This window comes from Geodermatophilus sp. FMUSA9-8 (genome assembly GCF_037034165.1).
Lineage (GTDB): Bacteria > Actinomycetota > Actinomycetes > Mycobacteriales > Geodermatophilaceae > Geodermatophilus > Geodermatophilus nigrescens.
Genome location: NZ_JBAGKE010000013.1, coordinates 39,727 through 64,270 on the forward strand (window position 1 = coordinate 39,727; position 24,544 = coordinate 64,270).

Below are 24,544 nucleotides of genomic sequence, written 5' to 3' on the forward strand. Positions count from 1 at the left end.
CTACTCCCCTTCTCGCTGGCAGAGCCTAGCCGAGCCGGCCCGGGAAACCCGGTGCGCGGGGGTGTGCGGCTCGTTACGGTCGCGCCGTGCCCTTCCGTTGACGCCCGTCACCCGCCCCGCTCCCGCCGGCCGCCCGGGCCCTCGCCCGGCTGGCCGTGGCCTGGACCGCGCTGTCCGGCCTCGCCCCGGTGTACCCGCTCTACGCGCTGCTGTTCCTCGACACCGGGCTGACCGAGCCGCAGGTCTCCGCGCTGTTCGCGCTGTGGTCGCTCACCGCGCTGGTGGCCGAGGTGCCCACCGGCGTGCTCGCCGACCGCTGGTCCCGCCGCGGCGCGCTCGTGCTCGGCGGGGTGCTCGAGGCCGCCGGGTTCGTGCTGTGGACCGTCGCGCCGGGGCTGCCCGGCTTCGCCGCCGGCTTCGTCGTCTGGGGCGTGGGCGGCGCGCTGGTGTCCGGCGCGGCCGAGGCGCTCGTCTACGACGGGCTGGCGGCGGCCGGCGCCGAGGAGTCCTACGTCCGCGTCAACGGCGCCATGACCGCGGCCGAGCTGCTCGTGCAGGTGCCCACCGCGGTGCTGGCCGGCCTGCTCGTCCGGGCCGGCGGCTACGCGCTGGTCGGCTGGGCGAGCGTCGGCACCTGCCTGGCGGCCGCGGCGCTGGCCACCCGGTTCCCCGAGCCGCCGCGCACCCCCGACGACGACGGGCCGGAGGTCCCGCTGCGCACCGCCGCCGGGACGGCGCTGCGCCGCCCGGGGGTGTCGCTCGCGGTGGCCGCCGTCGCCCTGCTCGGCTCGCTCGACGCGATCGAGGAGTACTTCCCGCTCATGGCCCGCGACCAGGGCGTGCCGACGGCGGGAGTGCCGGCCGCCGTCCTCGTCGTCGCCCTGACCGGAGCCGCGGGCGCGGCGCTCGCCGGCCGGGCGGCGCGGCTGCCCTCGCGGGCGCTGCCGCTGCTGCTGCTCGCGTCGGCGGTGCTGCTCGCCGCCGGCGCGCTGGCCGACGGCCCGCTCGCCGTCGCCGCCGTCGCGGTGTCCTACGGCCTGTACCTGGCGGTGCTGGTCGTGGGGGAGGCGCGGCTGCAGGAGCAGCTGCCCGCCGGCGTCCGCGCGACGCTCATCTCGGTGGCCGGCCTGGGCATCGAGCTCGGCTCGCTGCTGGTGTTCGCCGCCTGGGCGCTCGACGGCGCCCTCGCGGTGGCGGTCCTCTTCGCGCTCGTGGTCCCGGTCGTGGCCCGCGGCCTGAGGCCGACGGCGCTCAGGAGGTGAGCCGCCCCGCGCAGGACGGCGGGCCGACCGCGGGGCCGGAGGCTCCCGGTCGGGACGTCGTCGAAGGGCTCAGCGCAGCCGGGGGACGGCTCCTGGCCGCGGTGTCGGCCGGTAGGCCGAGGATGTCGCGGTCCGCCGTCCTCGCGGGGCGGCTCGCCTCGCCTACCTCCCGGTGCGGCGGGCGATGCGGGCGGCGAAGACGCCGGCGGCGTGGCCGTTGTCGATGTTGCTGACGACGACGCCCGGCGACGCGGAGTTGAGCATCGTCAGCAGCGAGCCGAAGCCGCCGAAGGAGCCCGGCTGCCCGGTGGAGGTGGGCACCGCGACGATCGGCACGTCGGTCATCGCGCCCACCGTGCCGGCCAGCGAGGCGTCGAGGCCCGCGACCACGACCAGGCAGTCGACGTCGTCGAGCAGCGTCCGGTCGGTGAGCAGCGGCCGCAGCCGGCTGCCGCCGACGTCGTCGACCCGCACCACCTCGGTGCCGGTCACCCGCGCGACGAACGCGGCCTCGGCGGCCACCGACGCGTCGGCGGTGCTGGCGCACAGCACGCCCACCCGCCCGACCGGCTCGGGCACCGGGCCGACGGCGGCCGACATCGCCGCGGCGTCGACCGTGGAGCCCGGGTGCGCGGAGGCCAGCGCGACGAGCGTGTCGGCGCTGGCGCGCACCACGAGCGCGGGGCGGTCGGGGTGCGCCTCGCGCGTCTCGCGGACCAGCGCGAGCACCTGCTCGGTGGAGCGGCCCACGCCCCAGATGACGTCGGGCCCGGACGGGCGCGCGGGCGGTGCCGCGGGCCCGGGCGCCAGCGCCGGCTCACCCGGGCCGCCGAGCGACAGCGGCGGGTCGGCCGGCCGGGCGGGCGCGGCGAGCAGCGCGGCGAACCCGCCGACGGGGTCCAGCGGCGACGTCTGCACCGGCGTCACCTGCACCGACGCGGTCGCGGGCCCGGCCGGCGGCGCCTGCTCGGCCTCCGGGGCGGCGTCGGGCGCGCGGGTCTGGGTGACCGCCGAGAGGCGGACGACGCGGTCGCGGCCGCTGCGCTTGGCGTCGTAGAGGACGCCGTCGGCGGCGGCGAACAGCGTGCGCCGGTCGTCGCCGCGGGTGGCCGAGGCGATGCCCACGCTGATCGTCACCGGCAGGGTGAGGCCCAGCGCCGCCCAGTCGTGGGCGGCCACCGCACGGCGCACCCGCTCCAGCGCCCGCTCGGCCTGCTCGGCGGTGGTGTCGGGCAGCAGGACGACGAACTCGTCGCCGGCCCAGCGGCACACCTCGTCGGTGTCGCGGCAGCCGGCGATGAGCAGCTCGGCGACCGCGCGCAGCACCGCGTCGCCGCCGGGGTGGCCGACGGCGTCGTTGATCGCCTTGAACCGGTCGACGTCGACGACGGCCAGCGCGGGCGTGGTGCCGGCGCCGAGCAGCCCGTCGAGGCGCGCCTCGGCGTAGCGCCGGTTCGGCAGGTGGGTGAGCGGGTCCTCGTAGGCCTGCCGGCGCAGCTGCCCGGCGGCGCGCTCGTTCTCCAGCAGGCTCTTGCGCCGACCGAACAGCTCCACCCAGCGGGTGCGCCGCTCGTCGACGCGGTCGAGCTCGTCGGCGAGGTAGGCCTGCAGGTAGGGCAGCGCCCGGCCGGCGTCGTCGAGCTCGGCGTGCAGCGTGCACAGCTCGCGCAGCGCCGACCGCCGCAGCCGCGGCAGGCCGTGCTCGGTGGCCAGCGCCAGCGCCTTGGCCAGCTGCTGGTCGGCGCCGCGGCCGTCGTCCTGGCGGCGCAGCGCGCGGCCCAGCGCCAGCAGCGCGGAGGCCAGCAGCGCACGGTCGCCTCGGGCGCTGGTGGTGCGGACGGCGGCGCGCAGCGGGCCGGTGGCCGCGGCGTGCTCGCCCAGGCCGACCAGCGCCCACCCGTGCACCACCTGCGCGGCCACGATGCCCTCGGCGTCGGGCGGCAGCTGGGCCAGCGCCCGCTCGGCCAGCCCGCGCGCCTCGGCGAACCGCGGCAGCGCGGCGTCGGGGTCGCCGTCGTCGAGCAGCGCCTCGCCGAGCTCCGCGCACAGCTCGCCGAGGCAGGTGGCCGCGCGGGCGGTGAGGACGTCGGGGTCGACGCCGGCGTCGAGCACGTCCGCCCCGGCGGCCGCGGCGGCGGTCTCCAGCGCGCGGCGCTGGTAGTCCAGGGCCAGCGGCATCAGCTCGAGGTCGGCCAGGACGCCGGCGAGGGTGCCCAGGGTGTCGACGAGCAGGGCGCTCGGGGGCAGCGCGGGGTCGAGCAGGCTGGCGGCCTCGACCGCCTCGTCCATCGCGGCGTCGATCCGGCGGGACAGCAGCTCGATGCGCGCGTGCCGGGCGAGACCCGCGGCGCGCTGCAGCTCGTCGTCGCTGGCGTCGAAGGCGGCCTTGGCCGAGCGGACGAGGGCGATCGCCTCGGCGGCGTGCGCGGCCGACGCCGACCGCGGGTCGCCACCGCCGGGCTCGGCGTCGTCCCCGTCGAGCAGCCCGGCGACGCCGGCGTGCAGGTCGAGGGACTCGGTGGCCCCGGGCGCGTCCAGCGGCTCGCCGACCAGCGTGAAGCCGGCCACGCGCAGCCGGCGCACCAGCAGCTCGGCGCGCAGGGTGTCGGCCCAGGCGCGGCCGAGGGCGGGCGCGTCGTGGCGGTCGGCGGACCCGGGGCCGCCGGCCTCGGCGGGGGCTGCGTAGGGCGTCGGGGAGTCGACGACCGACAGCAGGCGCTCGGCGTCGTCGAGCTGCCAGTTGGCGAGGGCGGCGGTCACCCGGTGGTGCAGGGCTCCCGGTGGCACCAGGGCACTGTGCACGCCGTCGGGGCCGGATCCGGGCATCCCGGGGCGGGCGCGTCGTGTGGCGGAGGTCCCGTCGCCCGTTCCGTCACTGCCGTCCCAGCCGGGCCGGGCGCCGGTCACGGCGCGGCCTCCGGGGAGGCCTGGTCCGCGGCCGCGGACCCGCCGTCGCCGTCGACCAGGCCGGGCGCGCGCACCCGGTTGCGCCCGCCGCGCTTGGCGGAGAACAGGTGCAGGTCGGCGGTGTCGAACAGCGACCGCCAGCCGACCGGCACCGACCGGTCGTCGGCGGCGGCCGGGGCGGTGGCCACCCCGATGCTCACGGTGATCGGCTCGGTCAGCGGCAGGTCGGCCCAGTCGGCCTCGGCGACGGCGGCGCGCAGCCGCTCGACGGCGGCCAGCGCCTGCGCCTGGGTGGCCGCGGGCAGCACGACGAGGAACTCGTCGCCGGCCCACCGGTACACCTCGTCGCCGGCCCGGCTGTGCTCGCGCAGGAGCGCGGCGACCCGGCGCAGCACCTCGTCGCCGTGGGTGTGCGAGGTGTCGTCGTTGACCTCCTTGAACCGGTCGACGTCGACGACGGCCAGCGACAGCGGCTCGGCGCCCAGCCGCAGCCCGGCCAGCCGGCGCTCGGCGCTGCGCCGGTTGCCCAGGCCCGTGAGCGGGTCCTCCAGCGCGTGCCGGCGCAGCAGCGCGGCCTGCCGCTCGGCCTCGCGCAGCCGGCTGCGGCGGACGAACATCTCCGCCCACAGCTCCCGGCTGCGGGCGTGCGCGCGGCCGGTGTCGGAGCGGTAGGCGTCGAGCCAGTACAGGGCCTCGGCGGGCCGGCCCATCGCGGCGGTGGCCTGGCCGAGCTCGAGCAAGCACTGCCGGTAGCGGCGCCGGTCGGCGGTGGCGGCGAAGGCGCCCGCGGCGTCGACCAGCAGGCCGGCCGCCTCCTCGCCGCCCCCACCGCCGCTGTGCTCCTGCGACAGCCGGGTGAGCAGCCGGGCCAGCGCCAGGTCGGCGTAGCCGCGCAGCCAGGTGCTGCCGCTGCGGTGCACCCGCCGGTGCACCGACCGCAGCGGGCCCAGCGCGTCGTCGGGCTCGCCGTGGCAGGACAGCGCCCAGGCCTGGACGACGTCGAGCTGGTCGGAGTCGTCGGGGTCGGGCTCGGCCTCCAGCGCGCGGGCGTCGGAGGCCGCGGCGATCGCGGCGCCGGCCAGCTCGCGGGCGCGGGCGGCCTGGCCGCGGCGGCGCAGGGTCTGGGCGAGCTCGACCCGCTGCTGGGCGCACAGCCGCAGCAGCTGCCAGCGCTCGCCGACGTCGGGCAGCCGCTCGGCGACCGCGCAGCCCCGCTCGGCCTGGGCGACGGCGAGCTCCTCGAGGTCGAGCGCGGTGAGGGTGAGGGAGAGCCACAGGTGCGCCTGGACCACCTCGGGCGAGGGGGTGCCGGCGGCGGGCTCGGCGGGCGCGAGCTGCTCGGTCAGCAGGCTGGCGTCGACGGCGAGCAGCATGGCGGCGTCGAGGTGGTCGGCGGTGGCCTCCACGTGCGCCAGGTAGGCCAGCACCAGCGCCGTGGACGCCGAGGGGGCGCAGGCGCCGAGCGCCTCGCGGGCCGCGGTCACCCCGTCCGCGGCGGCGTCGCGGTCGCCGTCGAGCAGGGCGCGGCGGGCGCCCAGCGCCGCGCGCCAGGCGGCCCAGCGGGGCTCCGCGGCGGCGGCCAGCGCGGGCTCGGCGTCGTCGAGCCCGGCGCGGAACGCCGCGTCGTCGTCGCGCCGGTCGGCGGCGAGCAGGAGCCGCAGCGCAGTCTCGAGGTGACCGTCAGTGACGGGAGGGGAGCCGGGGGTCACGCTTCCCTCCTCCTCGTCGCCGGTCGTCCGGCCACGCGTGGCCGACGGCGAGGCAGTTCCCCCCGGACGGGATCTCGACCCCTGCCCGACCGCACTACCCTCGTCGGGTGCTCCAGACGCCTCCGACGCGGTTCGCCTATCTCGGGCCCGAGGGTACCTTCGCCGAGGCGGCGCTCAGCAGCGCCGTACCCCCTGGCGAGGGGGTGCGTCAGCCGGTCGCCAGCGTGCCGGCGGCACTGGCCGCCGTCCGCGCGGGCGAGGCGGACGCCGCCCTGGTGCCGTTCGAGAACTCGGTCGAGGGCTCGGTCCCGACCACCATGGACGGCCTCGCCGACGGCGACCCGCTGGTGGTCGTGCGCGAGGTCTTCCTCACCGTGGCCTTCGTCCTCGCCGCCCGCCCGGGCACCGCCCTGGCCGACGTGCGGACCGTCGTCAGCCACCCGCACGCCCTCGCGCAGACCGCGCGCACGGTGGCCGGGCTGCTGCCGGACGTGCCGACGCTGCCCGCCACCTCCACCGCGGTCGCCGCCCGCGCGGTCGCCGACGGCGAGTACGACGCCGCCGTCTGCGCGCCGATCGCCGCCGAGCGCTACGGGCTCGTGCCGCTGGCCGAGGACGTCGCCGACCACCCCGGCGCGGTCACCCGCTTCGTCCTGGTGACGCGGCCGGGGGCGCTGCCCGCGCCCACCGGCAACGACAAGACCTCGCTGGTCGTGGTGGTCACCGACCGCACCGGCGCGCTGCTCGACGTGCTGCGCGAGTTCACCGTCCGCGGCATCAGCCTGACCCGGATCGAGTCCCGGCCCATCCGCGACCGGCTGTGGGTCTACTCCTTCTCCCTCGACTGCGAGGGGCACGTGGCCGAGGCGCGGGTGGGCGAGGCGCTGGCCGCGCTGCACCGGGTGAGCGAGGACGTGCGCTTCCTCGGCTCCTACCCGCGCGCCGACGGCCGCACCAACCGGCCGGTCCCCGGCGAGGCGGCCGACACCGCGTTCACCGAGGCCGGCTCGTGGCTGGCCCGGCTGCGCGCCGGCGAGGTCTGAGGCGCACCCGCGCGGACCTCAGGCGGGCTCCAGCTCCCGCTCGGGCTCGGGGTCGCGCCGGCGGGACAGCCGGCTCGGCCACCACGTGCGGTCGCCGAGCAGCGCCACCGCGGCCGGCACCACCAGCGAGCGGACGACGAAGGTGTCGAGCAGCACGCCGAAGCCCACCAGGAAGGCCAGCTGGGTGAGGAACAGCAGCGGCAGCACCGACAGCGCCCCGAACGTCGCGGCCAGCACCAGCCCGGCCGAGGTGATGACCCCGCCGGTGACCGCCAGCGCCCGCAGCACGCCGTCCCGGGTGCCGTGCCGCACGGACTCCTCCCGGGCCCGCGTCATGAGGAAGATGTTGTAGTCGATCCCGAGGGCGACGAGGAACACGAACCCGATGAGCAGGATGCCGGGGTCGCTGCCGGGGAAGCCGAAGACGCCGTCGAACAGCAGCGCCGCGACGCCGACCGTCGCCGCCACGCTGAGCACCACCGTGGCCATGAGCAGCAGCGGCGCCACGAGCGACCGCAGCAGCAGGGCCAGCACGATCGTGATGACCACCAGCACGCTCGGCACGATCACCCGCAGGTCGCGGCCGGCGGTCTCGCGGGCGTCGAGGTTGCTGGCGGTGTCCCCGCCGACCAGGGCCTCGGGGTCGGCGTCGTCGAGCGTCTCCCGCAGCCCGGAGACGACGTCGAAGGCCTCGGTGCTGTCGGCGGCGACGGCGAGGGTGACGTCGAGGCGCACCAGCCCGTCGGCCACGACCGGGTCGCCGCCGGGCGGGCCGCCGGTGAACGGCACGACCGAGGCCACGCCCTCGGCCGCCGCGGCGGTCGCGGCCACGTCCTGCCAGCCGTCCTCCGGCGTCACGACGACGGTCGGGCTGCCGGAGCCGGCGTCGAAGTGGCGGGCCAGGGCCTCCTGCCCGTCCACGGCGTTCGACTCGCCTCGGATCGCGTCGCTGAAGGTGATGCCCGAGGCGTCGTAGCTCGGCGCGAACACCGCCGCGGCGACCAGGGCCAGGACGCTCGCGGCGAGCACCCGGCGCGGCCGGCGGCCGACGAGCGCGGCCACCCGCGGCCACCCGCGGCCCTCCCGGGGCCGCTGCCCGACGTGCGGGCGGAACGGCCAGAACGCCGCGCGGCCGAGCAGCGCGAGAGCCGCGGGCAGGAAGCTCAGCGCGGCGACGACGGCGAGGGCCACGCTCACCGCCGAGATCGGCCCGAGCCCGCGGTTGGAGGCCAGGTCGGAGAACAGCAGGCACAGCACGCCGAGGACGACGGTCGCGCCGGAGGCGACGATCGGCTCCCAGGAGCGGCGCAGCGCGGTGCGGATCGCGACGAAGCGGCTCTCCTCGCGCTGCAGCTCCTCGCGGAACCGGGCGACGAGCAGCAGCCCGTAGTCGGTGGCCGCGCCGACCACGAGGATCGAGGCGATGCCCTGGCTCTGGCCGTTGACGGTGATCCAGCCCTCGCGGGCCAGCAGGTAGGCGACGGCGTTGCCGGCGGTGAGCGCCAGGCCCGCGGTGCCGATGACCAGGAACGGCAGGATCGGGCTGCGGTAGACGACGAGCAGGATGAGCAGCACGACGCCGAAGGCCGCGGCCAGGAGCAGGCCGTCGATGCCGGCGAAGCCGTTGGCGAAGTCGGCGAAGATGCCGCCGGGTCCGGTGACGAAGCTGTCGGTGCCCTCGACCTCGACGGCGGCGCGCAGGTCCTCGACGACGCCGACGATCTCGTCACCGAGCTCGGGGCTCAGCGGCAGCACGGCCTGCACCGCCTCGCCGTCCTCCGACGGGATCGGCGGGGAGGGCTGCCCGGCCAGGGCGCCGGCCTCGTCCGCGACGGCGGCGGCCTCCTCGAGCGCCTGCCCGACCGACGCGAGCGTTGCCTGGTCGAGCGGGCCGTCGCCCTCCCACAGCAGGATCGCCGGGATCGCCTCGGTGGGGCTGAACGCCTGTGCCAGCTCCGCGACCCGGGTGGACTCCGCGCTGTCGGGGAGGAAGGCGGCGTTGTCGTTCTCCTGCAGCCCGGTCAGCTGACCGCTGAGCGAGCCGAGCGGTGCCGCGGCTCCCAGCCAGGCGAGGACGACGACCAGGGGGAGCAGCCAGCGGACCCGGCGGGCCATGATGGGGTCCTCTCGACGACCGATCATCTCGATGATCGAGAGATTACGGGGGTGAGGGGATGACCCGCAACGCGGAGCAGCGCGTCGACGTCGCGCTGCTGCTGCGCCGGCTCACCGTCGAGCTCGACGCGGTGGGGGAGCGGTTCGCCGAGGCGCACGGGCTCGGCCGCACCGATGTCCGCGCGGTCATCGCGATCATGGACGCCGCGCGCCGCGGCGAGCCGCTCACCGCCGGCGGGCTGGGCGCGGCGGTCCGGCTGAGCTCGGCGTCGGTGACCGCGCTGGTCGACCGGCTGGAGCGGGCCGGGCACGTGCGCCGGGTGCGCGACCCCGCCGACCGCCGTCGCGTGGTGCTGGAGATGACCGAGCCGACGATGGCCGCCGGCGGCGCGTACTTCGGCGGGCTGCAGCGGGGCCTGCTCGCCGCGATGGAGGGCTACACCGACGCCGACCTCGCCGTCGTCCGCCGCTTCCTGGAGGGGATGACGGAGGTCGTGGTCGCCCACGAGGCATAGGAGGCTCTACGCACGTCCCGGGCGCCGGGACGTGCGTGTTGCTTCCTATGCCTGGAGGTACCGGGCGAGGTGGACGGCGAGCGGCTCGAGGCCCACGGTCGCGCGCCGCTCGTCGAGCCGGCCGGGGTCGGCCACCGGCCACAGCACCGGCCGCCCGTCGACGACGTCGGCCACCTGCGTCCCGTAGGTCTGGTGCCGGCCCTCGGTGACGGCGACCCGGTCGTCGAGCATCGCCAGCTGCTGGGCCGGCGCCCGCCCGCGCTCCACCGCCTCGCCCAGCAGTCGCAGGGCCAGGCGCTGCACCGACAGCTGCGTGTCGGCGTGCTGGGCGACCAGCCACGCGCCGCGCGCGGCGACCTCGCCGACCCGGTCCGCGGTGGGCCAGCCGCCGGCGAGCAGCTGCTCGAGCCGGTCGGCGTGCCGCACGAAGACCGCGCGCCGCTCGCGCCGGGCGTCGACCGGCGCCTGCTCGACCGCGCCGCCGCCGGTGCGGGCCATCAGCTCACGCTGCTCGCCGACCATCGCCTCGAGCTCGGCGCGCAGTGACGCGTCGTCCATCCGGTGCCTCCCCGTGTGCACGTACCGCGCCGCAGCCTGCCCGGTCGGCGCGCCGTGTGCACACGGCGTCAGGACTGCGACCTCAGAGGTAGAGGCCGGTGGACTCCTCGATCCGCTCGGCGGCGACCGCGTGCACGTCCCGCTCGCGCAGGATGACCAGATCCTCGCCGTGCACCTCGACCTCGTGCTGGTCCTCGGGGGAGAAGAGCACCTGGTCGCCGACCTTCACCTGGCGCACGCTCGCGCCGACGCCGCGGGCCTCGCCCCACACCAGCCGCTTGGCCACCTGCGCGGTCGCCGGGATGAGGATGCCGCCGGTGGAGCGGCGCTCGCCGTCCTCCCGGCGCAGGGCGACCAGGACCCGGTCGTGCAGCATCTTGATCGGCAGCCCGCTGCCCCTGGCGACGTCGGATGGCACGGCGGTCACGGTACGCGGGGCGGCTGCGCGCTATCCCCAGCCGAGCTCGTGCAGCCGCTGCTCGCCGAGTCCGAAGTGGTGGGCGATCTCGTGCACGACGGTCACCGTCACCTCCTCGACCACCTCCTCGGCGGTCTCGCAGACGTCGCAGATGGCCTCGCGGTAGATCATGATCCGGTCGGGCAGGTCGCCGCCGTACTGCCAGCCGCGCTCGGTCAGCGCGTGGCCCTCGTAGAGCCCGAGCAGGTCCGGCTCGTCCTCGTTGCGGTCCTCCACGAGGACGACGACGTTGTCGAGCAGCGCCATGAGCTCGGCGGGGACGGCGTCGAGGGCGTCGGCGACCAGCGACTCGAAGACCTCGCGCGGGAGCGGCCTCACCAGCTGGTGGGCAGCGGGCGGCCCTCGTCGTAGCCGGCCGCGCTCTGCACCCCCAGCACCGCGCGCTCGTGCAGCTCGTCGATGGTCCGGGCACCGGCGTAGGTGCACGAGGAGCGCACGCCGGCGACGATGCCGTCGACCAGGTCCTCCACGCCGGGCCGCGCCGGGTCGAGGTACATGCGGGAGGACGAGATGCCCTCCTCGAAGAGGCCCGCGCGGGCCCGCTCGAAGCCGCTCTGCTGCGCCGTGCGGGCCTTGACCGCCCGCGCCGAGGCCATCCCGAAGGACTCCTTGTACAGCCGGCCGCTGCCGTCGTCGTGGATGTCGCCGGCGCTCTCGTAGGTGCCCGCGAACCAGGAGCCGACCATCACGTTGGCCGCGCCGGCGGCCAGGGCGAGGGCGACGTCGCGCGGGTGGCGCACGCCGCCGTCGGCCCACACGTGCTTCCCCAGCCGGCGGGCCTCGGCGGCGCACTCCTCGACGGCGGAGAACTGCGGCCGGCCGACGCCGGTCATCATCCGCGTGGTGCACATGGCGCCGGGCCCGACGCCGACCTTGACCACGTCGGCGCCGGCCTCGACCAGGTCGCGGGTGCCCTCGGCGGTGACCACGTTCCCGGCCACCACCGGCACGGACCCGGCCACCGACCGGACGGCGCGCACCGCCTCGACCGCCTTCTCCTGGTGGCCGTGCGCGGTGTCGACGACCAGCACGTCGACCCCGGCGGCCAGCAGCGCCGACGCCTTGCCGGCGACGTCGCCGTTGATGCCGACCGCGGCCGAGGTGAGCAGCTGCCCCTCCCCGTTGACCGCGGGTGTGTAGAGGGTGGAGCGCAGCGCGCCCTTGCGGGTGACGACGCCGACCAGCCGGTCGCCCTCGACCACCGGCGCGGCGCTCACCCGCTCGCCGGAGAGCACGTCGAACACCTTGGGCAGGTCGGTGCCGGCCGGGACGGTGAGCGGGTGCTCGGCCATGACCTGGGAGAGCTGGCTGAAGCGGTCCACCCCGCGGCAGGCGCCGTCGGTGACCACGCCGACCGGCACCTCGCCCTCGACCACGACGACGATCCCGTGCGCGCGCTTGGTCATCAGCGACAGCGCCTCACCGACCGTCGACGACGGCGCGAGCGTGATCGCGGTGTCGTAGACGGGGTGCCGCGCGTGTACCCACGACACGACCTCGGCGACGACGTCGACCGGGATGTCCTGCGGCAGCACCGCCAGCCCGCCGCGGCGGGCGATGGTCTCGGCCATCCGCCGGCCGCTGATGGCGGTCATGTTCGCCACGACGACCGGGATGGTGGTGCCCACCCGGTCCGGGGTCGTCAGGTCGACCTCCAGGCGCGAGCCCACGGTGCTGTGGCCCGGCACCATGAACACGTCGGCGTAGGTGAGGTCGGTCGCCGGGCGCTGGCCGTTCAGGAACCGCATGCCCCCGAGTGTCCCAGCCCGACCCCCTGCCGGGGTGGACGTCGCCGCGTGCGCGGGGTGCGGGCAGGTGGCCCACCTACGATCGACCCGTGATCGACCTGCGCCTGGTGCGCGAGCACCCCGACGTCGTCCGTGCCAGCCAGCGCGCCCGCGGCGCCGACGAGTCCCGGGTCGACGAGCTGCTGTCCGCCGACGAGGCCCGCCGCGCCGCCGTCAAGCGCGCCGACGACCTCCGCGCCGAGCAGAAGACCGCCTCGCAGGCCGTGCGCGGCGCGTCGAAGGAGGAGCGCCCGGCGGTCCTGGAGCGGGCGAAGGCGCTGGCCGCGCAGGTCAAGGAGGCCGAGGAGGCCCAGCGCGCGGCCGACGCGGCGCTGCGCGCGGTGCACCTGGCCATCCCGAACGTCGTGCACGACGACGTCCCGCCCGGCGGCGAGGACGACGCGGTCACCCTGCGCACCGTCGGCGAGGTCCCGGCCTACGACTTCGAGGTGCGCGACCACCTGCAGATCGGTGAGGCGCTCGGTGCGATCGACATGGAGCGCGGCGCGAAGGTCTCCGGCGCCCGCTTCTACTTCCTCACCGGCCCGGGCGCGCTGCTGGAGTTCGCGCTGGCGCAGCTCGCGATCACCCGCGCGGTGGCCGCCGGGTTCACCCCCGTCGTCGCCCCGGCCCTGGTCAAGCCCGAGGCGATGGAGGGCACCGGCTTCCTCGGCGAGCACGACGAGGAGGTCTACCGCGTCGAGCGCGACGACCTGTACCTCGTGGGCACCTCCGAGGTGGCGCTGGCCGGCATGCACGCCGACGAGGTGCTCGACCTCTCGGCCGGGCCGCGCCGCTACGCCGGCTGGTCGTCCTGCTTCCGCCGCGAGGCCGGCTCCTACGGCAAGGACACCCGCGGCATCATCCGCGTGCACTGGTTCGACAAGGTCGAGATGTTCAGCTTCTGCCGGCCCGACGAGGCCGCCGCGGAGCACCTGCGGCTGCTGGCCTGGGAGGAGGAGTTCCTCCAGGCACTCGAGCTGCCCTACCGGGTGGTCGACATCGCCGCCGGCGACCTCGGCACCAGCGCCGCCCGCAAGTACGACATCGAGGCCTGGTTCCCGTCGCAGGGCACCTACCGCGAGCTGACGTCGACGTCGGACTGCACCACCTTCCAGGCGCGCCGGCTGGCCATCCGGTACCGCGACGAGGACGGGAGGCCGCAGCCGGCGGCCACGCTCAACGGCACGCTGTGCGCGATCGCCCGCACGATCGCCTGCCTGCTCGAGGTGCACCAGCGCGCCGACGGCTCGGTGCACGTGCCCGCGGCGCTGCGCCCGTGGCTGGGCGGGCACGAGGTCCTCACCCCCGGCATGACGCTGGCCGCCCCGGTGCCCACCGCATGAGCGGGACCGCTCCCCGGGCGGTCCTCTCCGGGCACGTGCCCTCCCCGGACGCCACCCGGGTCGTGGACCTCGGCGGCCTGCCGGCGGAGCTCGGCGACTGGCGGCCGAAGCTCGTCGCCACCGACCTCGACGGCACCTTGCTGTCCTCCGAGGGCGTGGTCAGCCCGCGCACCCGCGCCGCGCTCGAGGCCTGCTGGGCGGCCGGCGTCCCCGTCGTCGGCGTCACCGGCCGCGGCCCGCGGCTGCTCGACAGCGTGCGCACGGCGCTGGCCGGGCGCGGCATCGCGGTGCTCGCGCAGGGCGGCTTCGTCGTCGACCTCGAGCGCGACGAGGTGCTGCGGACCGTCGGCCTGCCGCGCGAGCAGGCGGAGGCGGTCATCGCCCGCATCGAGGACGCCGCCGGCGACCTGATCCTGGCCGTCGAGGACGCCGCCGAGCAGGGCGAGGCGCTCGCGCCGCTGCGGGTGCAGCACGGGTTCGAGTGGCCCTACCCCGAGCCCGCGCACCTGCTGCCCCGGCACGCGGTCATCCCCGAGGGCGCGGTGCTCAAGGTGTTCCTGCGCTCCTCCACGCTGGGCCAGGACGAGCTGCTCGCCCGCGCCCGCCGGGTCACCGACCCCGCCGACGCCGAGGTCACCCACGCGGGCCTCGGGTTCATCGAGGTGCTCCCGCCCGGCATCACCAAGGCCACCGGCCTCGCCGTCGCGCTCGACCGGTACGGCGTCGGGTTCGGCGACGTGCTCGTCTTCGGCGACATGCCCAACGACCTGCCGATGATCGGCGCGGTCACCGACGCCGGTGGCCGCGCGGTCGCCGTCGCCAACGCCCACCCCGCGGTGCGGGCCGCCGCCGGCGGGCTGACCAGCGGCCACGACGCCGACGGCGTGGCCCGCTACCTCGAGGCGGTGCTGGCCGGTGAGTGACTGGCGGCCGCGGCTGATCGCCAGCGACATGGACGGCACGCTGCTGCGCTCCGACGACACCGTCGGCGAGGCCACCGTCGCCGAGCTCCGGCGCTGGGCGGACGACGGCGTCCCGCTGGTGCTGGCCACCGGCCGCCCGCCGCGGTGGATGCGCCGGATCCGGGAGGTCGTGCGCACCGGCACCGCCGTCTGCTGCAACGGCGCGGTGCTGCTCGACCTCGGCCGCTTCGAGATCCTCGAGGAGGACGCGCTGCCGCCGGCCGTCCTCGCCGACGTGACCGCGGGGCTGCGCGCCGAGCAGCCGGGCACCTGGTTCGCCGTCGAGTACGGCCTGGAGTTCCGCCACGAGCCGGTCTACCGGCCGCGCTGGGACCTCGACGCGCCCGGCGTGGCCGAGGCGACGCTCGAGGAGATCGTCTCCGCGCCCGCGGCCAAGCTGCTGGCCCGGCACGAGGACCTGCCCCGCGACGAGTTCATGCGGCTCGTCGAGCGGGTGGTGGGGGACCGGGCGACGGTCACCAACTCCTCCGCGGACGCGCTCGCCGAGATCTCCGCCAGCGGCGTCACCAAGGCCACCGGCATCGCCAAGGTCGCCGCGCGCCACGGCGTCGGCCCGGAGGACGTCGTCGTCTTCGGCGACATGCCCAACGACATCGCCGCCTTCGACTGGGTGCGCGAGGCCGGCGGGCGGGCGGTGGCCATGGCGCACGCCCACCCCGACCTGCTGGCGGCGGCCACCGACGTCACCGGCACGAACGACGACGACGGCGTCGCGGCCTTCCTCGCCTCACTCTGACCCCGGCTCAAGACCGCCCGGCGCCTGCCGATGGAGTTCCCGGACGGCACCACGCCGACCGGAACCCCGGCCACGGAAGGCGATCGATGAGCCAGACCCCGCCCCGCGCCGCTGCGGCGCCTCCCGACTCCTCCTCCGGGTGGAGCCTGCACACGCGGATGCTCGGCGCGATCCTCGTGGTCGCGCTGACCACCCTGGGCGTGGGCCTCTTCGGCATCGCCCGCATGGCGGTGCTGGCCGACAAGGCCGACCAGGTCTACAGCGAGGGCGCCGCCCCGCTCGACGGGCTGCGCACCCTTCAGGTGGACTGGTGGGAGCTGTCCGCGCAGACCGCCCGCGCCGCGATCCCGACCCTGCCGCCGGCCACCATCCAGGACGCGCAGCGCGACGCCGCCGAGGCCGTCGAGGCCATGGCCGGGCACGCCGAGGCCGTCGACGGCATGCCGCTGTCCGACGACGCCCGCGCCGCCTTCGCCGAGTTCCGGGCCGCGTCGGAGACCTACCTGACCGCGCTGGCGCAGCTGCAGGCCCTGCCGCTCGGCTCGCCGAACGCCCTGCCGCTGCTGCAGACCATGCAGCAGAACGAGACCGTCATCGAGGAGTCGCTGGCCACGGCCACCGCCTCGGCCGCCGCGACCGCGGAGCAGACCGTCACCGAGGCGCGCGACGCCTACGCCTCGGCCCGCACCCTGACGATCGTCGTGGTCGTCCTCGGCCTGGTGGTCGCCGTCGTGCTCGCCGTCCTCGTGGCGCGCAGCGTCACCGGCCCGGTGCAGCGGATCCGCGACGTGCTCGGCAAGGTCGCCGCCGGTGACCTCCGCGTCCGCGCCGGTGCCACCGGCGGCGGCGAGCTCGGCGAGGTCGCCCGCTCGCTCGACGAGACCCTCGACAGCCTCGGCGGCGTGCTGACCCTGGTCCGCGAGTCCGCCGACCGCCTGCAGGGCGCCTCGAACCAGCTCGACACCGCGGCGGGCAGCATCGCCGAGTTCTCCCGGGCCGCCTCCGACCAGACCGACGTCGTCGTCGCCTCGGCCGGCGAGGTCGCCGCCAGCGTCGACACCGTGGCCACCGGCTCCTCGCAGATGGAGACGGCGATCCGCGAGATCGCGCACAACGCCACCGAGGCCGCCCGCGTGGCCGGCCAGGCCGTGGGCGTCGCGGAGAACACCACCCGCACCGTGGGCAAGCTCGGCGACTCGTCGCAGGAGATCGCCACCGTCGTCAAGCTGATCAACGGCATCGCCGAGCAGACCAACCTGCTGGCCCTCAACGCCACCATCGAGGCGGCACGTGCCGGGGAGGCCGGCAAGGGCTTCGCCGTCGTGGCCAGCGAGGTCAAGGAGCTCGCGCAGGAGACCGCCCGCGCCACCGAGGACATCTCCCGCCGCGTGGAGGCCATCCAGGCCGACACCGCGGGCGCCGTGGACGCGATCAGCCGGATCAGCTCGGTGATCGGCGAGATCAACGACTTCCAGGCCACCATCGCGGCCGCCGTGGAGGAGCAGACGGCGACCACCAACGAGATGAACCGCAACGTGGCCGAGGCCGCCGGCGGCACCCGTCAGATCGCCGCGGCGATCACCGGCCTGGCCGACGGGACGCAGCAGACCAACGCCCGCGTCGGTGACGCCCGCCAGGCCGCCGCCGAGCTCGCCCGCATGAGCGGCGAGCTGCAGGACGCCGTCCGCCGCTTCACCGTCTGACGCCGGCCACCGACACAGCGGCCCGGTCCCGCCATCCGCGCGCGGATGGCGGGACCGGGCCGTCGTCGTCTACAGGTACTGGCCGCCGCCCGGGCGGGGCTCGGCCGCGCTCGGGCCGCCGGGCAGCGCCCGCCCGCGCCGGATCTCCTCCAGCTGCGCGCGGGCGGCCATCTGCTGGGCGAACAGCGCCGTCTGGATGCCCTGGAAGACGCCCTCGAGCCACCCGACCAGCTGGGCCTGCGCGATGCGCAGCTCGGCGTCGGACGGCGTGGACTCGTCGCTGAACGGCGAGGTGATCCGCCGCAGCTCCTCGGAGAGCTCGGGCGCGAGGCCCTGCTCGAGCTCGCGGATCGAGGACGCGTGGATGTCGCGCAGGCGGGTGCGGCTGGCGTCGTCGAGAGGCGCCGCCCGCACCTCCTCGAGCAGCTGCTTGATCATCGTGCCGATCCGCATGACCTTGGCCGGCTGCTCGACCATGTCGCCGAGGCCGGGGTGCCCGTCGCCGTCCTCCTGGCCTGCCGCGGGCACCGGCATCGCGCCCACCGGCCGGCCGTCGGGGCCGACGACCAGCACCTGCTGCGGACGTTCGCTGCCGTTCCCGGGTGCCGTCATGCCCACCATCCTGCCCCGCCCGGTCCCGGGCCATACGCGGGCCGGTGCGGCGGCGCGGGCGGGTGGGGAGGGCAACTAGGGTCGCCCGCATGCACCCGGGGGAACACAGGCTGGACGTCGCACGCGTCCGCGGCCAGTTCCCGGGGCTCTCCGACGGCTTCGTGCACACCGACGCGCCCGCCGGCACGCTGATGCCCGAGAGCGTCGTGCACGCGGTCTCCTCGGCCATGCGGGTGCCGGTGGCCAACCGCGGCGGGGTGTTCCCCGCCTCGGCGCGCACCGAGAGCCTGGTGTCCAGCGCCCGGGCGGCCGTGGCCGACCTCGTCGGCGGCCTGTCCTCCGGTGTCGTCCTCGGCCCGAACACGACGTCGCTGACCTACGCCTTCGCCCGCGCCCTGTCGCGCACCTGGCGCTACGGCGACGAGGTCGTGGTCAGCCGCCTGGACCACGACGCGAACATCCGGCCCTGGGTGACGATGGCCGAGCGCGCCGGCGCGGTGGTGCGCTGGGCCGAGGTGGACATCGAGACCGGCGAGCTGCCCGCCTGGCAGTACGACGAGCTGATCACCTCGCGCACCCGGCTGGTGGCGGTCACCGCGGCGAGCAACGCGATCGGCACCCGGCCCGACGTCGCCGCCATCTCCGCCCGCGCCCACGCGGTGGGCGCGCTGGTCTACGTCGACGCCGTCCAGGCCGCGCCGCACGTCTACCTCGACAAGACGGCGCTCGGCGCGGACTTCGTCGCCGTCTCCGCCTACACCTGGTGCGGCCCGCACGTGGGCGCCGTGGTGGCCGACCCGGCGCTGCTGGCCGAGCTCGACCCCGACCGGCTGGTGCCCACCCCCGACCGGGTGCCCGACCGGCTGGAGACCGGCACGCCGCCCTTCGAGCTCTACGCCGGGGTGACCGCCGCCGTCGACCACCTGGCGGGCCTGTGCGAGGACGCCACCGGCAGCCGCCGCGACCGGCTGCACGCCTCGATGACCGCCGTCGCCGCGTACGAGGGCAGCCTGTTCGAGTGGCTGGACCAGGCGCTGCGGGCCATGCGGCACGTGCAGGTGGTCGGCTTCCCGGAGCACACGACGCCGACGCTGTCGTTCACCGTCCCCGGCATGCGCCCGCGGCAGGTGGCCGCCGAGCTGTCCCGCCGCGGCATCTGCGCCTGGGACGGCGACTTCTACGCCCGCGAGCTGTTCGACGCGCTCGGCGTCAACGAGCTCGGCGGGGCCGTCCGGCTGGGCCTCGCCCACTACAACACCGCCGAGGAGGTCGGCTACGTGATCGACTCGGTGGCGGCGCTGCGGGCCCTCTAGCCGCGGGCGCTCTAGGCGTCGGGGAGCAGCAGCACCTTCCCGACGTGCTCGCTGGCCTCCACCACGCGGTGCGCCTCGGCCGCGCGGGACATCGGCAGCCGCCGGTCGACGATCGGCCGCACCGCGCCCCGCTCGACGTCGGGCCACACCTCGGCCCGCACCGCCGCGACGATCGCGTCCTTGCCGCCGGGGCCGGTGCTCGGGCGGGAGCGCAGCGCCGTCGCGGCCACCGACGCCCGCTTGGCCAGGAGCCTGCCGAGGTCGAGCTCCGCCTTCGTCCCGCCCTGCATGCCGATGACCACCAGCCGCCCGCCGACGGCGAGGGCGTCGACGTTGCGGGCCAGGTACTTCGCGCCCATGTTGTCCAGGACGACGTCGGCGCCGGCCCCGCCGGTGACCTCGCGGACCCGCTCGACGAAGTCCTCCTCGCGGTAGTCGATGGTCACGTCCGCGCCGAGCTCCCGGCAGGCGGCCCGCTTGGCCTCCGTGCCGGCGGTGGTGAGCACCCGCGCCCCGGCACGGGCGGCCAGCTGGATGGCCATCGTGCCGATGCCGCTGGACCCGCCGTGCACGAGGAACGTCTCCCCGCGCCGCAGGCCGGCGAGCTGGAAGACGTTGGACCACACGGTGCAGGTGACCTCGGGCAGCGCGGCCGCGGTGGCCAGCTCGACGCCGGCGGGCCGGGGGAGCAGCTGCACCGCCGGGACGGCGACCCGCTCGGCGTAGCCGCCCCCGGCCAGCAGCGCGCACACCTCGTCACCCACCGACCAGCCGGTCACGCCCTCGCCGACCTCGCTGACGATGCCGCTGCACTCGAGGCCCAGGACCTCGCTGGCTCCACGCGGCGGCGGGTAGTTGCCCGCCCGCTGGAGGAGGTCGGCCCGGTTGACCGCGGTGGCGGCCACGTCGACGACCACCTCGCCCGGGCCGGCCACCGGGTCGGGCACCTCACCCCAGCCGAGCACCTCGGGTCCGCCGGGTCCGCTCGTGGTCACCGCTCGCATGCCCCGACCCTAGAAGGACCCCCGTGCCCCCCACGCCTCGCGAGCACGGCGCGGGCCCCTGCACGGGGGCCGTTCCATCGGCTCACCTGCCCCCCACGCCTCGCGAGCTCGGCGCGGGCCCCTGCACGGGGGCCGTTCCATCGGCTCACCTGCCCCCCACGCCTCGCGAGCGCGGCGCGGGCCCCTGCACGGGGGCCGTTCCAGCACCTCGCGGAGCGCCCGACACGGCCAGGCAGCGCCCGCCCGCGTCGCCGGTCCGGGTGGCGAGGTCGGCCAGCAGGCCGCCGACCGCCCGCCGCGAGACGCGCATCCCCTCGACGTCGCCGGACGGGGACGTCGAGGCCGCCTCGTCCCCGTCGGTCAGGTACACCGGCTGGACGATCGTCCAGTCCAGGCCGCTGTCGCGGACGATCCGCTCCTGCCGCTCGTGGTCGGCGATCTGCGGCCGCAGCAGCAGCGCGAACACCAGCTTCGAGGACAGCGGCAGCCGGTCCCGCGTCTCGCCGACGCCGTAGGAGGACTGCACCACCAGCCGCGGCACGCCGTGCTCGCGCATGGCCGCGACCAGCGCCGCCGTCCCGCGCGAGCGCACGTCCATCGGCGTGCCCCGGCTGCCGCGCAGCCGCACCGCGAGCGGGTGCTCGCTGATCCCCAGCGCCACCACGACGGCGTCCTGCCCCCGCACGGCCGGGCCGACGTCGGCCGGCCGGGTCGCGTCGCCGTCCACCGTCCGCACCGCGGCGTCCTCCCGGAAGGCGGCCCGCGCCCGTCGCGCGAACGCCGTCACCTCGTGTCCCCGCGCGGTCAGCGCCTCGACCGCCGCCCGTCCCGATCCACCCGTCGCACCCACCACCAGCACGCGCACGCCCCTGCTCCTCCCGGTCCCGCCGGCCCCACTGGCCGGTCGGGAACGAGGCTGGCCGACCGCGCCGCGGCGGCCCATGACCGCGCGTCCGCCGTCCGTGCCCGTTCGTCCGGCGACCCTGGACGCCCGGTACGGGACGCAGCAGGCTGGCGCCGTGGACGGGAGCGGCGACGTCGGGATCCGGGTGAGCACACCGGTCGGGGTGCCGACCGGCGCGGACGCGGCCCGGCCGTGGACACCGGTCGACCCGGTCGGCGACCTGCTCGCCGACCTGCGCATCCACGGCACCTTCTACTGCCGGTCGGAGGCGACGGCGCCCTGGGGCGTGGAGATGCCCGCCTTCCCTGGCTGCATGGCCTTCCACGTCGTCACCCGCGGCACCGTCGTGCTCGAGGTCGGCGGCGAGCAGCTGACCCTCGGCGTCGGCGACCTGGCCCTGGTCCCGCACGGCCGCGGGCACCTGCTGCGCAGCGCGGTGGGGGCGCCGGTCGCCGGGCGGGCCGACCTCCTGCCGCAGCAGCAGGTGGGGGAGCACTACTCGGTGCTGCGGCTCGACGGCGGCGGCGCGGCGGCCGGGATGGTGTGCGGCGTCGTCGAGCCGGCCCGGCCGGGTGCCGCACACCTGCTCGACCTGCTGCCGCCGGTGCTCGTGGTCGACGGGCGCGACCCCCGCCGCGGCGGGTGGCTGCCGCTGCTGCTGCAGGTGATCTCCGACGAGGCCGCCGAGGACCGCCCGGGCGCGGAGGCGGTGATCACCCGGCTGGCCGACGTCGTCGTGCTGCAGGCCGTCCGGACGTGGCTGGACACCGCGGCCACCGGCCCCGGGTGGCTGCGGGCGCTGCGCGACCCGCAGGTCGGCCAGGCCGTGGCGCTGCTGCACCGCGAGCCCGGGGCGGCGTGGACGCTCACCCGGCTGGCGCGGGAGGCCCGCATGTCGCGCTCGTCGTTCGCCGCCCGGTTCACCGAGCTGGCCGGCGAGCCGGTGATGCGCTACCTGGCGCGGTGGCGGATGCACCTGGCCACCGTGGCGCTCGCGGAGGGGGCGCAGGTCGGGGAGCTGGCCGGGCGCCTGGGCTACGAGTCGGAGGCGGCGTTCTCCCGCGCGTACAAGCGCGTCGTCGGCGTCCCCCCGACCATGGCCGGGCAGTCCGCGCGGTAGCCGCCGGGCCGCTCCAAGCGGCCCGCAAGCTGCCTGCAGGAGCCGGGCGGCACCGTCCCGGTCATGACGACGACGCTGCCGCCGACCCGGACCGCCTCCGCCTCCCGCGGCGCGGTGACCGAGCTGACCGACCACGCGCTGCTGCACCGGGCCCTGCGCTCGGGCCTGCGGATGGCCGGCCGGGCGGTCACCGGCGTCGCCCTGGACGACCCGTGCGACCCCGCCCGGCAGCGCGAGCTGGTGCGCTGGACGGCGGGCGTGCTGGTCGAGGTCCGCGCGCACGCCGCGCTGCGCCGGGAGCTCGAGGCCGCGGTGTCCCGCGCGGTGCTGCCCGGCACCGGGGACGACCGCGGCACGGCCTCCGACGCCGGCACGGCCTCCGACGCCGCCCTCGACGCCTCGCTCGCCCGGGCCCGCCGGGCGCTGCTGGTCTTCGCCCGCGACGCGAGCGCCGGGGCCCCGCTGCTCGCCGTCGCCCTGACCGAGCTCGCCGCCCTGGTCGACGACCGGCTCGACGCCGAGGAGGCGGGCGTCCTGCCGCTGGTGGACGCGCACGTCCCCGCGGCCGAGCGCGACCGCGCCGTGCGGACCGCCCGGCGCCTGCTGCCCGCCGGCCAGGACGCGTTCACGCTGCCGTGGCTGCTCGACGCCTGCCACCCCGCCGAGCGCGTGGCGGTGCTGCGGACGGCGTCCCGGTCGGCGCGCCTGGTGCTGCGCTTCGCGGGCGCGCGGCACGGCCGGATGCGCGACGCCGTCCTCGGCCTCCCGTGGTGACCTGCGCGGACGGCGGGAGGCCGGCTCCCCCGGAGGGGAACCGGCCTCCCGCCGGCCTCAGGCGCGGGCCTTGAGGTCCTTGCGCAGGATCTTGCCGGCCGCGGACTTGGGCACCTGCTCGATGAACTCCACCGCGCGGATCTTCTTGTGCGGGGCGAGCCGCTCGGCGGCGTAGTCCATGACCTCCTGCTCGGAGATCTCCGCGCCGGGCGCCCGCACGACGAAGGCCTTGGGCAGCTCCTCGCCGCTCTCCTCGTCCTTGACGCCGATGACCGCGGCGTCGGCGATGGCCGGGTTGTTGACCAGCACGGCCTCGAGCTCGGCCGGGGCCACCTGGTAGCCCTTGTACTTGATCAGCTCCTTGACCCGGTCGACGACCGTGTAGCAGCCGTTCTCGTCGACGATCGCCACGTCGCCGGTGTGCAGCCAGCCCTCGGCGTCGAGGGTGTCGGCGGTCGCCGTCGGGTTGTTGAGGTAGCCCTTCATCACCTGCGGCCCGCGCACCCACAGCTCACCGCGCTCGCCGGGGGCGGCGTCCTGGCCGGTCGAGGGGTCGACCAGCCGGCACTCGGTGTTCGGCAGCGCGAGGCCGACCGATCCCTTCGGCACCGAGCTGACGCCCTCGGGCAGCCGGTTGGCGTCCGGCGTGGTGTGCGAGACCGGCGACAGCTCGGTCATGCCGTAGCCCTGGGCGACGACGACGCCGTCGGCCGCGCCCTTGCGCAGCCGGTCCTGGGCGGCCTGGGCCAGCGCCTCGTCCAGCGGCGCGGCGCCGGAGGTGATGCTGCGCAGCGACGAGAGGTCGAACTGGTCGACCATCGGGTGCTTGGCCAGCGCCAGCACGATGGGCGGCGCGACGAACGCGCGGGTGATCTTCTGGTCCTGGATCGTGCGCAGGAACTGCTCGAGGTCGAAGCGCGGCAGCGTGACCACCGTGCCGCCCCACTGCAGGCCCTGGTTCATGAGCACGGTCAGGCCGTAGATGTGGAAGAACGGCAGGACGGCGATGATCCGCTCGTCGCCCTCGACCAGCTCGACCAGCGGGCGGGACTGGCTCACGTTGGCCACCAGGTTGCGGTGGGTGAGCATGACGCCCTTGGGCAGCCCCGTGGTGCCGCTGGAGTAGGGCAGCGTGACCAGGTCGGCCGCCGGGTCGATGTCGACGTCGACCGACGGGGCGTCGCTGGTGATCAGGTCGAGCAGCGAGGCGTGTCCCTCGGCGCCGTCCATGACGATGACCTCGTCGACCGGCGTCTGCTCGGTGGCCTCGAGCGCGCGGTCGAGGAACGGCGAGACGGTGACCAGCACCTTCGCGCCGGAGTCCTTGAGCTGGAAGGCCACCTCGTGGGCGGTGTAGAGCGAGTTGATCGGGCTCATCACCAGGCCGGCGCGGGCGATGCCGTGGAAGACGACCGGGTACCACATGGTGTTGGGGCACAGGACGGCGACGACGTCGCCCTTGCGCAGCCCGCGGGAGGCGAGCGCGGCGGCCACGCGGTCGACGTAGGTGGCCAGCTGCCCGTGGCTGATCGAGTCGCCGGTCAGGCCGTCGACGAGCGCGGGCGCGTCGGGGCGCGAGGCCCCGCCGGCGAGGACGAACTCGGGGACCGACTGGTCGGGGATCTCGACGTCGGGGTAACGACTGGCCAGAGCCACGGTGCTCCTCCTCGGGGGT

21 protein-coding genes are annotated in these 24,544 nt (G+C 76.6%); 10 read left to right on the top strand and 11 right to left on the bottom strand.

Features of this window, described 5'->3' with window-relative positions; genetic code table 11:
- Positions 1-155 precede the first annotated feature (155 nt).
- A complete protein-coding gene (locus WA616_RS22420) occupies positions 156-1,262 on the top strand; it encodes an MFS transporter (protein WP_336033322.1) in 1,107 nt (368 codons plus the stop codon).
- Positions 1,263-1,424: 162 nt separating this feature from the next.
- On the opposite strand, the gene WA616_RS22425 is transcribed toward WA616_RS22420, so the two are convergent.
- Together WA616_RS22425 and WA616_RS22430 are read right to left on the bottom strand one after the other, a co-directional pair.
- On the bottom strand, positions 1,425-4,049 hold the full coding sequence (locus tag WA616_RS22425) for a diguanylate cyclase domain-containing protein (protein ID WP_336033324.1): 2,625 nt from the start codon (positions 4,047-4,049) through the stop codon (positions 1,425-1,427).
- Positions 4,050-4,165: 116 nt separating this feature from the next.
- Entirely contained in the window at positions 4,166-5,878 is a 1,713-nt protein-coding gene (locus WA616_RS22430; RefSeq protein WP_336033325.1) for a GGDEF domain-containing protein, read from the bottom strand.
- Between the two features lie 107 nt (positions 5,879-5,985).
- On the opposite strand from WA616_RS22430, the gene pheA reads away from it, so the two are divergent.
- The gene (gene pheA / locus WA616_RS22435; protein ID WP_336033327.1) at positions 5,986-6,921 is read left to right on the top strand and encodes a prephenate dehydratase; all 936 of its coding nucleotides are present in this window, start codon (positions 5,986-5,988) and stop codon (positions 6,919-6,921) included.
- 18 nt (positions 6,922-6,939) lie between these two features.
- On the opposite strand, the gene WA616_RS22440 is transcribed toward pheA, so the two are convergent.
- Positions 6,940-9,036, bottom strand: coding sequence for an MMPL family transporter (locus tag WA616_RS22440; protein ID WP_336033329.1), 2,097 nt, complete (start codon positions 9,034-9,036; stop codon positions 6,940-6,942).
- A 59-nt stretch (positions 9,037-9,095) separates the two neighbouring features.
- Between WA616_RS22440 and WA616_RS22445 the strand changes: the two genes are divergently transcribed.
- Positions 9,096-9,551 (top strand): MarR family winged helix-turn-helix transcriptional regulator, encoded by a 456-nt coding sequence (locus WA616_RS22445; protein WP_336033331.1) that lies wholly within the window; start codon positions 9,096-9,098, stop codon positions 9,549-9,551.
- A 45-nt stretch (positions 9,552-9,596) separates the two neighbouring features.
- On the opposite strand, the gene WA616_RS22450 is transcribed toward WA616_RS22445, so the two are convergent.
- From WA616_RS22450 to WA616_RS22465, 4 genes are all read right to left on the bottom strand, one after another.
- A complete protein-coding gene (locus tag WA616_RS22450) occupies positions 9,597-10,109 on the bottom strand; it encodes a DUF6624 domain-containing protein (protein WP_336033333.1) in 513 nt (170 codons plus the stop codon).
- Between the two features lie 82 nt (positions 10,110-10,191).
- Positions 10,192-10,527, bottom strand: coding sequence for a GroES family chaperonin (locus tag WA616_RS22455; protein ID WP_336033335.1), 336 nt, complete (start codon positions 10,525-10,527; stop codon positions 10,192-10,194).
- A gap of 30 nt (positions 10,528-10,557) precedes the next feature.
- Entirely contained in the window at positions 10,558-10,905 is a 348-nt protein-coding gene (locus WA616_RS22460) for a metallopeptidase family protein (protein WP_336033337.1), read from the bottom strand.
- Positions 10,902-12,335: a GuaB1 family IMP dehydrogenase-related protein gene (locus WA616_RS22465; RefSeq protein ID WP_336033339.1), complete on the bottom strand. Its 1,434-nt coding sequence runs from the start codon at positions 12,333-12,335 to the stop codon at positions 10,902-10,904. The genes WA616_RS22460 and WA616_RS22465 overlap by 4 nt, the downstream gene beginning before the upstream one ends.
- Before the next feature lie 89 nt (positions 12,336-12,424).
- Between WA616_RS22465 and serS the strand changes: the two genes are divergently transcribed.
- The 4 genes from serS (at position 12,425) to WA616_RS22485 (ending at position 17,142) form a co-directional block, all read left to right on the top strand.
- Positions 12,425-13,720 (top strand): serine--tRNA ligase, encoded by a 1,296-nt coding sequence (serS, locus tag WA616_RS22470; RefSeq protein WP_336033341.1) that lies wholly within the window; start codon positions 12,425-12,427, stop codon positions 13,718-13,720.
- Positions 13,717-14,643 carry an HAD family hydrolase gene (locus WA616_RS22475; RefSeq protein ID WP_336033343.1) on the top strand — a complete coding sequence of 309 codons (927 nt, stop codon included), beginning with the start codon at positions 13,717-13,719 and terminating at the stop codon, positions 14,641-14,643. The genes serS and WA616_RS22475 overlap by 4 nt, the downstream gene beginning before the upstream one ends.
- Positions 14,636-15,439 (top strand): HAD hydrolase family protein, encoded by an 804-nt coding sequence (locus tag WA616_RS22480; RefSeq protein ID WP_336033345.1) that lies wholly within the window; start codon positions 14,636-14,638, stop codon positions 15,437-15,439. The genes WA616_RS22475 and WA616_RS22480 overlap by 8 nt, the downstream gene beginning before the upstream one ends.
- 86 nt (positions 15,440-15,525) lie before the next feature.
- The gene (locus WA616_RS22485; RefSeq protein WP_336033347.1) at positions 15,526-17,142 is read left to right on the top strand and encodes a methyl-accepting chemotaxis protein; all 1,617 of its coding nucleotides are present in this window, start codon (positions 15,526-15,528) and stop codon (positions 17,140-17,142) included.
- A 69-nt stretch (positions 17,143-17,211) separates the two neighbouring features.
- On the opposite strand, the gene WA616_RS22490 is transcribed toward WA616_RS22485, so the two are convergent.
- On the bottom strand, positions 17,212-17,754 hold the full coding sequence (locus tag WA616_RS22490) for a bacterial proteasome activator family protein (protein WP_336033348.1): 543 nt from the start codon (positions 17,752-17,754) through the stop codon (positions 17,212-17,214).
- A gap of 89 nt (positions 17,755-17,843) precedes the next feature.
- Between WA616_RS22490 and WA616_RS22495 the strand changes: the two genes are divergently transcribed.
- Positions 17,844-19,067 carry a cysteine desulfurase-like protein gene (locus WA616_RS22495; protein WP_073417849.1) on the top strand — a complete coding sequence of 408 codons (1,224 nt, stop codon included), beginning with the start codon at positions 17,844-17,846 and terminating at the stop codon, positions 19,065-19,067.
- Between the two features lie 11 nt (positions 19,068-19,078).
- Here WA616_RS22495 and WA616_RS22500 read toward each other — a convergent pair whose 3' ends face one another.
- Positions 19,079-20,071 carry an NAD(P)H-quinone oxidoreductase gene (locus WA616_RS22500; protein WP_336033350.1) on the bottom strand — a complete coding sequence of 331 codons (993 nt, stop codon included), beginning with the start codon at positions 20,069-20,071 and terminating at the stop codon, positions 19,079-19,081.
- 145 nt (positions 20,072-20,216) lie between these two features.
- Positions 20,217-20,936, bottom strand: a complete 720-nt coding sequence (locus tag WA616_RS22505) for an NAD(P)-dependent oxidoreductase (RefSeq protein WP_336033352.1) — start codon at positions 20,934-20,936, stop codon at positions 20,217-20,219.
- Positions 20,937-21,090: 154 nt separating this feature from the next.
- Here WA616_RS22505 and WA616_RS22510 point away from each other — a divergent pair, with 154 nt between their 5' ends.
- Both WA616_RS22510 and WA616_RS22515 read left to right on the top strand, forming a co-directional pair.
- On the top strand, positions 21,091-22,095 hold the full coding sequence (locus WA616_RS22510; protein WP_336033354.1) for an AraC family transcriptional regulator: 1,005 nt from the start codon (positions 21,091-21,093) through the stop codon (positions 22,093-22,095).
- Between the two features lie 63 nt (positions 22,096-22,158).
- Positions 22,159-22,869 carry a hypothetical protein gene (locus WA616_RS22515; protein ID WP_336033356.1) on the top strand — a complete coding sequence of 237 codons (711 nt, stop codon included), beginning with the start codon at positions 22,159-22,161 and terminating at the stop codon, positions 22,867-22,869.
- Positions 22,870-22,926: 57 nt separating this feature from the next.
- On the opposite strand, the gene WA616_RS22520 is transcribed toward WA616_RS22515, so the two are convergent.
- Positions 22,927-24,525 carry a 4-coumarate--CoA ligase family protein gene (locus WA616_RS22520; RefSeq protein ID WP_336033358.1) on the bottom strand — a complete coding sequence of 533 codons (1,599 nt, stop codon included), beginning with the start codon at positions 24,523-24,525 and terminating at the stop codon, positions 22,927-22,929.
- Positions 24,526-24,544 lie beyond the last annotated feature (19 nt).

What these genes read in the sequence shown, in the direction of transcription:
- WA616_RS22515 (WP_336033356.1), top strand. Translation starts at nt 22,159, where the DNA reads ATGACGACGACGCTGCCGCCGACCCGGACCGCCTCCGCCTCCCGCGGC.
- WA616_RS22495 (WP_073417849.1), top strand. Translation starts at nt 17,844, where the DNA reads ATGCACCCGGGGGAACACAGGCTGGACGTCGCACGCGTCCGCGGCCAG.
- WA616_RS22445 (WP_336033331.1), top strand. Translation starts at nt 9,096, where the DNA reads ATGACCCGCAACGCGGAGCAGCGCGTCGACGTCGCGCTGCTGCTGCGC.
- WA616_RS22440 (WP_336033329.1), bottom strand. Translation starts at nt 9,036, where the DNA reads ATGGCCCGCCGGGTCCGCTGGCTGCTCCCCCTGGTCGTCGTCCTCGCC.
- WA616_RS22475 (WP_336033343.1), top strand. Translation starts at nt 13,717, where the DNA reads ATGAGCGGGACCGCTCCCCGGGCGGTCCTCTCCGGGCACGTGCCCTCC.
- WA616_RS22500 (WP_336033350.1), bottom strand. Translation starts at nt 20,071, where the DNA reads ATGCGAGCGGTGACCACGAGCGGACCCGGCGGACCCGAGGTGCTCGGC.
- WA616_RS22450 (WP_336033333.1), bottom strand. Translation starts at nt 10,109, where the DNA reads ATGGACGACGCGTCACTGCGCGCCGAGCTCGAGGCGATGGTCGGCGAG.
- WA616_RS22490 (WP_336033348.1), bottom strand. Translation starts at nt 17,754, where the DNA reads ATGACGGCACCCGGGAACGGCAGCGAACGTCCGCAGCAGGTGCTGGTC.
- WA616_RS22485 (WP_336033347.1), top strand. Translation starts at nt 15,526, where the DNA reads ATGAGCCAGACCCCGCCCCGCGCCGCTGCGGCGCCTCCCGACTCCTCC.
- WA616_RS22465 (WP_336033339.1), bottom strand. Translation starts at nt 12,335, where the DNA reads ATGCGGTTCCTGAACGGCCAGCGCCCGGCGACCGACCTCACCTACGCC.